Below are 10,109 nucleotides of genomic sequence, written 5' to 3'. Positions count from 1 at the left end.
AAGAAATCAAGCAAAACAAGCAACAAGAAAAGAACAGGGACAATCACAAGAACCGGAAATAACGTCATTAAGCTTACAATTTGGGATCGATGGACGATGGACAGCATAAAAGACACACCGTATAACCTGGATTTAAGACCTATATTGACAAACATCCGGGGGAAGTATCCGGCCGGTTTCCTTTGGCCGGCTGGTTCTTTTACCGATAGGAGTTAAACACTCTATTTAATTTCAACTAATGAACAAAAATAAGAGAGGAGAAAACCCTGTGAAAGGTAATAAGAAGGTTGGGTTATGGTATAGCCTTTTACCGTTTGTACTAGGCATGTTTTTACTTGCCGGTGCATTAGTCCTGCAGGCACCTACAGACGCATTTGCTGCGGGTGGAGATATTACCATATCGGGGCCCGGGCTGAATAACCCGGAGCCTGTGACAATTACCCAGAATCAGCTCCGGGGCAATAATTCATTAACAGATGGAACATATTTAGAACAACAAGACATAATCTATAGCACTATTAATACTTGGCCTACCAAGAGCTGGTACAGGGGTGTAGGCGTCAAACTTGGTGATCTGTTAGAAGTAGCCGGAGGACTAAAACCGGAGGCAACGCAAATAAGATTTACATCCGGTGATGGCTTCAAAGCCACCTTTACGGTGCAGGAGCTTGTCTATGAACCCAGGTATATGTTTCCTAATTTCCTGGATACCGGTCTCCCAGGCCATCTTCCTGGCGATGCGTCGGGTGCGGTACAAGTTGAGACCATTATTGCCCATAAAAGTTGTTCAGCTCAAGACTTGGACGATGTGATGGACGATGAAAATCTGGGTCGCGGGGATGCAAATCATCTGTTATACGGGCAGCGGTCGGTAACCCAGCAGACCAACGCCAGGTTTGCAAAATATGTAACGAAAATCGAGGTACTCACCGATCCTGCACCCAAATGGGCTAATCCCACGGCCGATCCGCAGCCTGGAGAGGTACCTGTAGGGACCATGGTGGAGCTGCAAGGTCCTTTTAACGACGAGGATAAAGTTCATTACACTCTCGACGGCAGTACTCCGACCATAGACAGCCCGATGTACAACTGGATTGCCAGCCGCTGGTGGTCATCGCGATCAGGCGAGTTGGATGAAATTAATCACCCAATTGAAATAACAGACGACACTACTATCAAGGCAGTAGTAATCGGCCCCGGCCGGGAAGACAGCGATGTCGTTACCTTTGAGTACACGGTTCCTGAAGCAACCACTTACTCAGTGACCTTTGTAGTAACCCCAGCAGATGCGACTGTAACTGTCAAAGACAGCGAAGGGAACGCAAAAGCAGCAGAAGAAGACGGGACTTACAAACTAGAACCCGGCGAATACACCTACACCATAAGCAAACCCGGCTACAAAGAGACAACCGGTACAATCACCATAACCGATCGAGACGAGACCATAACCGTAACCTTAGAAGTAGCAATAAGCATGGAATTAAGTAAAAATACAGCATTACCTGGAGAGATTGTAGCAGCCTATGGGAAAACGTTACCAAACGCTTGGGTGCCTATTAAAATTATCAACGAAGACAATAATATTGTATATTTTGATACCAAGAAGGCCGATGCCAGCGGAAATTACAACATTGAATTTATTGTACCCTCAGGCGCTTCCGGCACATTAACGGTAATAGTTGGTGAAGGTAATAACGTAATATCTAGGGCACTGACTGTTGGAATTATAACCAGAAAAAAGGCAGATGTGAATGGTGATAACGTTGTAAATATTTTGGACGTAGTAAAAACCGTAAATATCGCCCTGGAAAAAATTCAGCCCACCCTCGAAGAAAGATATGCCGCTGACGTTAATAGTGATGGCAAAGTTAATGTAATGGATGTGGTACGAATAGTTAATATTAGTTTGGGTAAAATTGCCAACTAACCAGTCTCCCTTGATTGCTTTCTTTACTCTCTTAATGTGTATTTATTGATAAATAATTTAACATATTGACTTTATTGTTCATAGTTAGTAAAATTTTATATAATTAAATAGTTTATTCCGAGTTAGTTTACCTAAGGTTGCAAAGCTATGGGAACTAAACGATGGGTGTAAAAGGAAACAATTATGCCTCCCGCTTGGAAAGGAATTAATATAATTTATTAAAAGGCATGGTTTTCTCTTGCGGGGAAACTATGCCTTTAATTTTTAGGGGGAGTTCGAAAGGTTTGCTGCAAAGTTGTTTTAAATGCGTTATTATTTTAGTGTTATTATTAATATTGTGTTTTTCAGGATGTGAGCAAAAAACTGCCGGGTTACAAGAATTTAGCGGAGAAAGATTTATCATGGATACACTAGTACATATTACTGTTTTTTGTGAGGATGAACACCAGGGGAAAAAGGCTTTGGATGAAGCTTTTACCGCCTTCGAACGGATTAGTCATTTAACTGACAGATTCAACTACCAGGATAAAACAACTCCTTTATCCGGTGATGTTATTAAAGTTAATAATAATGCCGGCAACAGCCCCGTTCGGGTTAGCGATGATACATTGACTATCCTTAAGCGCTCAAATTATTTCTCAGAACTGTCCGGAGGTGCCTTTGATGTTACTATCGGCCCGTTAATGGACCTGTGGGGTTTTGGCAGTAACCGGCATGAACCGGAGCAGGAAGAGATAAATGAAGCCTTAACTCTGGTGGATTACGAAAAAATCAAAATCGATTATGAGCAGGGTACGGTATTTTTACCTAAGTCTGGGATGCTCTTGGACTTAGGAGGTGTAGCCAAAGGCTATGCCACGGACCAGGCGGTGTCGGCCTTGAGAAAATTGGATGTAAACCATGCCATTATTAATGCCGGGGGAAATGTTTATGCCTTGGGTACTAAGCCGGATGGAGCACTATGGCGGGTTGGGGTACAGGACCCACGTGGTGACGGGTTAATTGCCATAATCTCGGTTCAGGATGCGGCGGTGGTAACCTCTGGTGACTATCAAAGATATTTTATCCAGGGGGGGGCGCGTTATCATCATATCTTGGATCCGGCCACCGGCAGATCGGCCAGGGACGCAATGCAAGTAACCGTTGTCGGCGATAGTGCGATGGATGCTGATATTTTATCCACGACGCTGTTTGTGCTGGGTTCGGAAAAGGGTTTCGACATGGTTACCAGATTGGAAAATACTGAAGTTGTGTTTGTCCGCCCGGATAAACAAATTCTCTATTCGGATACCCTAAGTAAAAATTTAACTTTCACCGGAGATGGTGGTTATCAACTTGATGCCAAATAATAGAAAGATCTTAAATAAAAATTATATATTATCCGATTAAAAACCATTGGAAGGGGAGTGATAAATTGAGAAAAATGAATAATATTCTATTAGCTTTAATAGTGCTTGTATTAATGATTGCGATGGTAGTAGCTGGTTGTACCGGACAGAATAATGACCAGGAACCGTTAATAGAAGCAGATCCGGTGGCTGAAAAAAATGTGCTCACTATTGAAGGCAGTGGGGTAGCCGGAACTACCCAGCTAACTTTGCAAGAAATCCAGGGTATGCAGTTAGATGTTATCGAGGATGACTATTTTGCCCTCAATAATTTTGGTACTAAACAATATTTTTCCTTTAAGGGAGTATCGTTATGGCAGCTGTTAAACAAAGTCGGGGTAAAGGATACCGCTCAGCAGGTGGTGATTACCTCAGAGGATGGTTATTCCGTCATCTATACAATTGATGAGGTTAAACGGGAAGATTATATAGACGAAACAAATCCTGAAAAGAAATATAAAATGATTATTGCCTGGGAAGAAAACGGCGAGGTCTATGATTCAACGCAATACCCTTTCCGCTTAGTGATGGGGCAGAAAGAACCAGGGGATATTAACAAACAGAACTGGGTAGCAAAGGTAATAAACATCAAAGTAGATTAATTAGAGGGAGAGGGTATATTTGAATAAAAAAAGGCTTTACCTGGGTGTGGGTGTAGTGCTTATCGTATTAACCTTCATTTTTACCCGTTTTTATACTGGTGGAGATAGTGTAACTGATATCCTGGCAGAATTTTATGATGAAAAAGTAAAAGTACAGGAAATAACCGGGGAGGCTAGACAGAGTTTTATTGAAGAGAATTTTCCGGCAGTACAGAAAATTTATCAAATACAGGATGAAGAACAAAAACAAATTGGTTATGGATTTATTGTTAAGCCCTCGGGTTATAACGGGCCGATGACCATTGCAGTTGCGATTGATGGGCGGACCAATCAAGTAACAGGTATGAAAGTTTTGGAGCATGTGGAAGACCCTGAATATGCCATGTATCTTTCCGAAGTGTGGTTCACGGACCGGTTTAAAGGAAAAAGTCTGAGCGAATACTTAAATATGGTGGTACTTGATCCGGAAAGCCCCAGAGATATTGTACAAATCACCGGAGCTACTATAAGCAGCCAGGCAGCAGTCAACGGAGTGAATTCAGCCATCGGTGCCTATAATTTCTTAAATGATGGCCAAAAAATGGCTGCAGTGTCGGCTGTGGTGGATAAACTAATTGCTCAAGATGAAAACAGCTTCATTATCCGTTGGGGAACCGATGAATTCATTCGGGTGACCATGGATGAACTGAGAAAATACCCCACTGTTAAAGAACCTGCTGTGTTAATTAACTCCCTCGGTACTAGAGAAAATATGGTGGTGGAGGGACCATTACTAAGTGAAGTGCTAAAGAAGCATGGTATTCAATTGTCTGATTATAAAGGGATTGGTGTCACCGGTCTAGATGGGTATTACGCTTTAATGTCCAAGGAATTACTGGACAAACGAAAGGTTATAATGGCTTATCGATTTAACGATCAGGAAATTGCTAAAGTAGATAAGCCCGTACGTGTGGTGGTTCCCGAGGAGTTAGGTGTTTATTGGGTAAGAATGGTTTCCAATATCGATTTATATACCGATATCCCCGCTAAGAATATTAAATCCGTTAAAATTTTTGATCCCTTAACCAGGGATATTGAGCCATATATGTATGAGTACTATGGCAGTAAGGATAAGGCAATAGAAGTCGGCAAGATACTGGCTAAATTTGACTATGTCAATCCCGAAGGTTTCTTCACCATGGTGTCGTCTGACAGCTTGGTCAAGGATGAGGTGATTAACATGGTTAGACAACGCTACTACATTAAGATATCCGGGGAAGGCGCACCAATGAATATTGCGCCGAACTTTAAGCTGGGAATGAATGTTAAATATATGGCTTACTTTTCCACCACAACAGATGCCGTTATTTTCCCCACTGAAATGCAAAAGATAACCGGTTTATCTGAGCTGGGTGCCCAAAAGGGAATGCTGTTGGAAAAAGTGCTGGAGGGTGTGGGTGTAATTACCCCCCGGGAAAAACAGTTTGAACTGGTGAACACTGCGGGACAGTCCATTCAGATTTCCGGTCAAGATTTAAGCAAATGTATTCTGGTTAACCAGCATGAAAAAATTACGGCTTTGTACCAGGGGGCTGGTGGTTTAAAACAGTTGGCAGATCTATTGGAAATAAACGAATTAAGTTAACCGGGGTGTAGTTAATTGTCTAAAAAGCAAAGCAACCTGGAAAAATTACGCCTAACGGTGCAGTTAGCAACATTTTTATTAGTCTGCCTTTCCTTCGTGCTTTATAGGTTGTATATAAATGGCCTGATAAACTTTAAGTTATTCAGCATGCACAGTTTAATCCCCTTTGGGGGATTAAACATGATGTATGATTGGGTAACAGATAAAAGCTATGTATTAAATTATACCGCACCGGCATTTCTTTTAGCTGCAGCTATCATAGTGCTGGCACTGCTGGGCACCCGTTTCTTTTGCGGCTGGCTATGCCCCTTTGGCGCATTAAACGATTATACGAGCCAGGCGGGCCATAAAATCCTTGGCAAAAACTATGAACTACCCCCGGGAATTGATGCCCGGCTGCGCTACTTCAAATATTTTGTACTATTTTTTATTCTTGTTTCTAAAATACTTTTAGAGTCATGTATACTAACTGGTTTTGATCCTTGGGTTGCTTTTGCCAACTTACCTGGCTTACCGGGTACTTATAAGGAGATACCCTTTGCCTTTCTGGTTTTGTTACTGGTTATCATAGGGGCTTTTTTCATTATGCGGTTTTTCTGCCGTTATCTTTGTCCTCTGGGAGCTTTGCAGGGCATATTAGTTGGTACCGGTCTTGTGCAATTAAAAAGGAGCGGGACAATAACTTGCCACAACTGCCGGAGCTGTTCTTTGAACTGTCCTGTTAATATAAAACCAAGCGACCGGGAGGTTGTCGATTCAGCGGAATGTATTCACTGCCTGAGATGTGTTGGGGGCAGTTGCTCAATGGGTTTGCCGTCGTATGAACTGACTTTTGTAAAAAAACCTCTGAAAACTTATCCCTATGTACTGGGGGCTTTTACAATATTTTGGAGCATTTTTGTTGGTATTGGTTTTATTGGTGCTCTGGGTGTTACTGATAGTGCCGGTGCGGTCATAATGCCCCGGAATATTTATCATGATGGAACTTATTATGGTACTGGAGTTGGTTTTGCCCCAGGTTTGAAGGTGCAAGTGGAAGTTGCTGATGGCCGGATCAAAAAAATTGATGTTGTAGAACATTATGAAACCAGTGGTTACTATGAAGAAGCTTTTATAAAAATATCGGACGGTATTATAAAAAGTCAATCCACCGAAGTGGATGCCATATCCGGAGCTACATATACCTGCATCGGTCTTGTGGAGGCAGTTGATAATGCCTTGGAAAAAGCAAAACCATAATTATACCACTTTTGCATAATAGGTGGTGGAAAAATGTTTTGGCAAAAGTTTATCGCCAACTTTTCTGTATTCGATTTAATCGTAGTGGCTATGCTCTCCGCTCTGGGCATTGCCACTAAACCGATTATTGTGCCCATTACCCATATTATCACGGGTCCATTGTTAATTCCCGGCGGAGTTGTGGCCGGTGGATTTTATATGATGTGGCTGGTACTGGGGGCCGGGTTGACCGGCAAACTCGGGACAGCTTCTTTAATCGGACTTGTTCAGGCTTTAATGGTCTTTGGTACAGGGGTTTTTGGTTCTCATGGAGCGATGACTCTGCTTAGTTATACTATGCCTGGTGTGGCTATAGACCTGATGCTGTGGTTAACCAGGCACAGGATTTGCTGTTTGCCTTGTTCTTTTTTTGCCGGGGTGTTGGCAAATATATGTGGCGCTGCTTTTGTGAACATATTGTATTTTCGTTTACCTTTTGTTCCTTTAATGCTTACTCTGACGGTGGGGGCGTTATCCGGCGGGTTGGGAGGCATTATTGCCTATAAAGTATTGCAGCAGTTGAAAAAAACCGGGTTTGGTTCAAAAACAGCTTAAAGTAAGTGGTGGGATTGGGATAAGGATTTGTTGTCCCGATGGTAGGGGAGGTTGTTAGGTAAGTGGATATTAACAATAAGTTGGTTTATTGGTCTATTGGCTTGTTACTGGTATTAGCCGTGGTATTGACCTATCTATACACGCCGAATAGCCGGGAAAGTGCAAATTTAACTGTTAGCTGTAAGGGCGAGCCGGTAAAAACATTTACCATAGAACAGATTAAGGAAATGCCGGCGGTTGATAGGCGGGTTACCATTCGCTCCTCCAGCGAAGGAACCCAAACTCATGTCTTTACTGGTACGCCGTTGCGGGAAATTCTAACCGACCTTGAAAATGCTGTATTAACGGATACCAGTAAGGTTACTGCCAGTGGTCTGGACAGTTACACCGTGGTATTTGATAGTGAGGAGATAATGTCTCGTGATCATGTGTTGTTAGTATATGCTCAGGATGGAAAACCTTTGGGCAGCAAAAGTGAAGGCGGTACGGGACCATTCCGGATAATAGTTATAGGTGATCAGTTTGGTCTGCGGGCTGTAAAATATGTAAATGAATTGGAGATTAATTAATGTCTGCAGTGGTAGTTAATAATCTGAGTTACTGCTACCAAAAAGGTGGGAAACATATTCTTAAAGATTTGAACTTTACAGTGGAGCAGGGTCAGATTGTGGCGGTTTTAGGTTTAAGTGGCTCAGGTAAAAGCACTCTCTGTTTATGTTTAGGGGGCATAATTCCCCACTATTTTGGCGGTGAAATGACCGGGCAGGTGCTTATTAATGGCCAGGATACTGCAAAATGTAAAATTGCCCGGCTGGCTCTGGAGGTGGGCATAGTATTTCAGGATGCCGATACCCAGTTGTTCTCACCCATTGTAGAAGATGAAATAGCCTTTGCACCGGAAAATTTATGTTTGCCACCGGAACAAATCAGATACCGGGTGGATGCCGTCATTGATATGGTGGGAATTAACCATTTACGTTACGAAAATACCAATAACTTATCCGGTGGTCAAAAACATTTAGTAGCAATGGCCTCGGTTTTAACCCTGGACCCGTCGATATTAGTGCTGGACGAAGTGCTGGCACAGCTAGATGCAGCGGTTAAAGAAAATGTTATTGAGATTTTATTGGAGCTGTGCCGGCAGGGCAAGACCATAATCATTGTGGAACATGATTTGGAAGCAGTAACTATTGCCGACAGGGTATTACTGCTTGAAGATGGTATGTTGGTTAACGATGGACCTGCCTCTATACTACAGGATAAGGAGTTATTAGCCAGACATAAATTGTTGATATAAATTAAGTTTTGATGGGGATAAAAAATGATTTTTATGAAAATGGTTCAGGTAGGTTTTAGTTATCCCGGACAAAAAAAACCTCTATTGAACGATATTAATTTTAGCATTCATAAAGAAGGTATCACTGCACTAACCGGTCCCAACGGTGTTGGTAAGACAACCTTGTCCAAGTTAATGGTGGGCATACTGGCACCATCAACAGGCCATATCACCTTGAAAGGGCAAAATATGTCCAGTATGGCATTAGCTCAAATTGGTCGATTGGTGGGATACGTTTTTCAAAATCCGGAAAAACAACTCTTTTGTCCCACAGTATCTGAAGAGATTGGCTTTGGGTTACAGAATCTTGAATTACCTGAACATGAGGTGCAGAGGTTAGTTAAAGAGAACCTGGCATACTTTGAATTGGAACACCTGGCCCAAAATTTTCCTCTGCAATTAAGCGAGGGTGAGAAAAGGCGCCTGGCTATTGCAGCAGTGTTAGTGTTGGAACCCGAGTTACTGGTTCTTGATGAGCCTACCACAGGACTAGATGCCTACCGTAAACATTTATTGGGAGAATGTCTGCTAAAATTAGTGGCATCAAAGCGGGGTGTATTCATGATTAGTCATGACAGCAACTTTATTGATAGATATGCCTCACGTATACTGATCCTCGAAAATGGACGGTTAAAAGAAAATGGGTGTTAAACTAGCAGTAAAAATGATTAACCTTGACCCAAGGGCTAAAATAGTTATTGTGTTATGTCTGTCTACATTGGCTGTTTTTTTTAATACCCCGGGGCTGTTGCTTATAGTATTGATTATTACATTGCTCTTGCTGCAGATATTTCAGGTTAAGTATATTAGCTTAATTTACAAATTTCGCCGTTTATTGCCTGTATTATTTGTACTACTGTTTATACAGAGTGCCTTCACCGGCCACGGTCAGGTACTCGTTGCCTTTGGGGATGTGCACATCCTTACCACCGGGGGGGTAAGCTCCGCTAGCTGCGTTTTACTAAGAATGCTGATATTGTTCGGATCGGCAATGATTATTGCCACTAGCAACTCCAGGGATTATGTGTTAGCTCTAGTAGAATTAAAAATTCCATATGAAATAGCCTTTATGGTTTTAATAGCGTTGCGCTTTTTGCCTGTCTTCGTTCAAGAGGCTAAGGATACCTTGATTGCTATACAATTGCGGGGTGTTGACATGCAAAAGGTAGCCTGGGGTAAAAAAATCAAGGTTTTTACCTACATCTTTTCGCCTTTGGTGAGCAATGTATTGCTTAAAGCTAATCAACTGGCTATTTCTATGGAGGCCAGGGGATTCAGGCTTTATCCCCGTAGAACGTACCTGCGTGTTTTGAAATATAACTCATTAGATTACTTAATAACTATATTATCTTTAAGTATAACGCTGGTCGTACTAACTCTGTCTATTATTCGGTGACAT

Annotated in this window: 10 protein-coding genes and 1 riboswitch; all 10 genes read left to right on the top strand. The window is 42.1% G+C overall.

Annotated features, from left to right (window positions below; all coding sequences use genetic code 11):
* Positions 1–268: 268 nt before the first annotated feature.
* Entirely contained in the window at positions 269–1,927 is a 1,659-nt protein-coding gene (locus tag SPSYN_RS15165) for an FN3 associated domain-containing protein (protein WP_202623859.1), read from the top strand.
* A gap of 103 nt (positions 1,928–2,030) precedes the next feature.
* Positions 2,031–2,149, top strand: a riboswitch (molybdenum cofactor riboswitch).
* A gap of 179 nt (positions 2,150–2,328) precedes the next feature.
* Positions 2,329–3,276 carry an FAD:protein FMN transferase gene (locus tag SPSYN_RS15160; RefSeq protein WP_243153080.1) on the top strand — a complete coding sequence of 316 codons (948 nt, stop codon included), beginning with the start codon at positions 2,329–2,331 and terminating at the stop codon, positions 3,274–3,276.
* Between the two features lie 74 nt (positions 3,277–3,350).
* Positions 3,351–3,917, top strand: a complete 567-nt coding sequence (locus SPSYN_RS15155) for a molybdopterin-dependent oxidoreductase (RefSeq protein ID WP_243153082.1) — start codon at positions 3,351–3,353, stop codon at positions 3,915–3,917.
* Between the two features lie 19 nt (positions 3,918–3,936).
* Positions 3,937–5,541: an FMN-binding protein gene (locus SPSYN_RS15150; protein ID WP_161823329.1), complete on the top strand. Its 1,605-nt coding sequence runs from the start codon at positions 3,937–3,939 to the stop codon at positions 5,539–5,541.
* Between the two features lie 180 nt (positions 5,542–5,721).
* Entirely contained in the window at positions 5,722–6,780 is a 1,059-nt protein-coding gene (locus SPSYN_RS15145; RefSeq protein WP_161823328.1) for a 4Fe-4S binding protein, read from the top strand.
* A gap of 33 nt (positions 6,781–6,813) precedes the next feature.
* On the top strand, positions 6,814–7,374 hold the full coding sequence (locus SPSYN_RS15140; protein WP_161823327.1) for an ECF transporter S component: 561 nt from the start codon (positions 6,814–6,816) through the stop codon (positions 7,372–7,374).
* Between the two features lie 62 nt (positions 7,375–7,436).
* Complete coding sequence (locus SPSYN_RS15135) at positions 7,437–7,943, top strand: molybdopterin-dependent oxidoreductase (RefSeq protein WP_161823326.1); 507 nt, start codon at positions 7,437–7,439, stop codon at positions 7,941–7,943.
* Complete coding sequence (locus tag SPSYN_RS15130; RefSeq protein ID WP_161823325.1) at positions 7,943–8,671, top strand: energy-coupling factor ABC transporter ATP-binding protein; 729 nt, start codon at positions 7,943–7,945, stop codon at positions 8,669–8,671. Before SPSYN_RS15135 ends, SPSYN_RS15130 begins: the two co-directional genes overlap by 1 nt.
* A 24-nt stretch (positions 8,672–8,695) precedes the next feature.
* The gene (locus SPSYN_RS15125) at positions 8,696–9,361 is read left to right on the top strand and encodes an energy-coupling factor ABC transporter ATP-binding protein (protein ID WP_161823324.1); all 666 of its coding nucleotides are present in this window, start codon (positions 8,696–8,698) and stop codon (positions 9,359–9,361) included.
* A complete protein-coding gene (locus SPSYN_RS15120) occupies positions 9,351–10,106 on the top strand; it encodes an energy-coupling factor transporter transmembrane component T family protein (protein ID WP_161823323.1) in 756 nt (251 codons plus the stop codon). The genes SPSYN_RS15125 and SPSYN_RS15120 overlap by 11 nt, the downstream gene beginning before the upstream one ends.
* Positions 10,107–10,109: the final 3 nt, after the last annotated feature.

Origin of the sequence: Sporotomaculum syntrophicum (assembly GCF_009932395.1) — a bacterium.
Taxonomy (GTDB): Bacteria; Bacillota; Desulfotomaculia; order Desulfotomaculales; family Desulfallaceae; genus Sporotomaculum; species Sporotomaculum syntrophicum.
Note: the sequence above shows the minus strand (reverse complement) of the source record. Positions and strands in the feature narration are given on the sequence as shown.

Coding starts and splice junctions, on each gene's coding strand:
- SPSYN_RS15160 (WP_243153080.1), top strand. CDS start 2,329: ATGGATACACTAGTACATATTACTGTTTTTTGTGAGGATGAACACCAG.
- SPSYN_RS15145 (WP_161823328.1), top strand. CDS start 5,722: ATGATGTATGATTGGGTAACAGATAAAAGCTATGTATTAAATTATACC.
- SPSYN_RS15125 (WP_161823324.1), top strand. CDS start 8,696: ATGATTTTTATGAAAATGGTTCAGGTAGGTTTTAGTTATCCCGGACAA.
- SPSYN_RS15130 (WP_161823325.1), top strand. CDS start 7,943: ATGTCTGCAGTGGTAGTTAATAATCTGAGTTACTGCTACCAAAAAGGT.
- SPSYN_RS15120 (WP_161823323.1), top strand. CDS start 9,351: ATGGGTGTTAAACTAGCAGTAAAAATGATTAACCTTGACCCAAGGGCT.
- SPSYN_RS15140 (WP_161823327.1), top strand. CDS start 6,814: ATGTTTTGGCAAAAGTTTATCGCCAACTTTTCTGTATTCGATTTAATC.
- SPSYN_RS15155 (WP_243153082.1), top strand. CDS start 3,351: ATGAATAATATTCTATTAGCTTTAATAGTGCTTGTATTAATGATTGCG.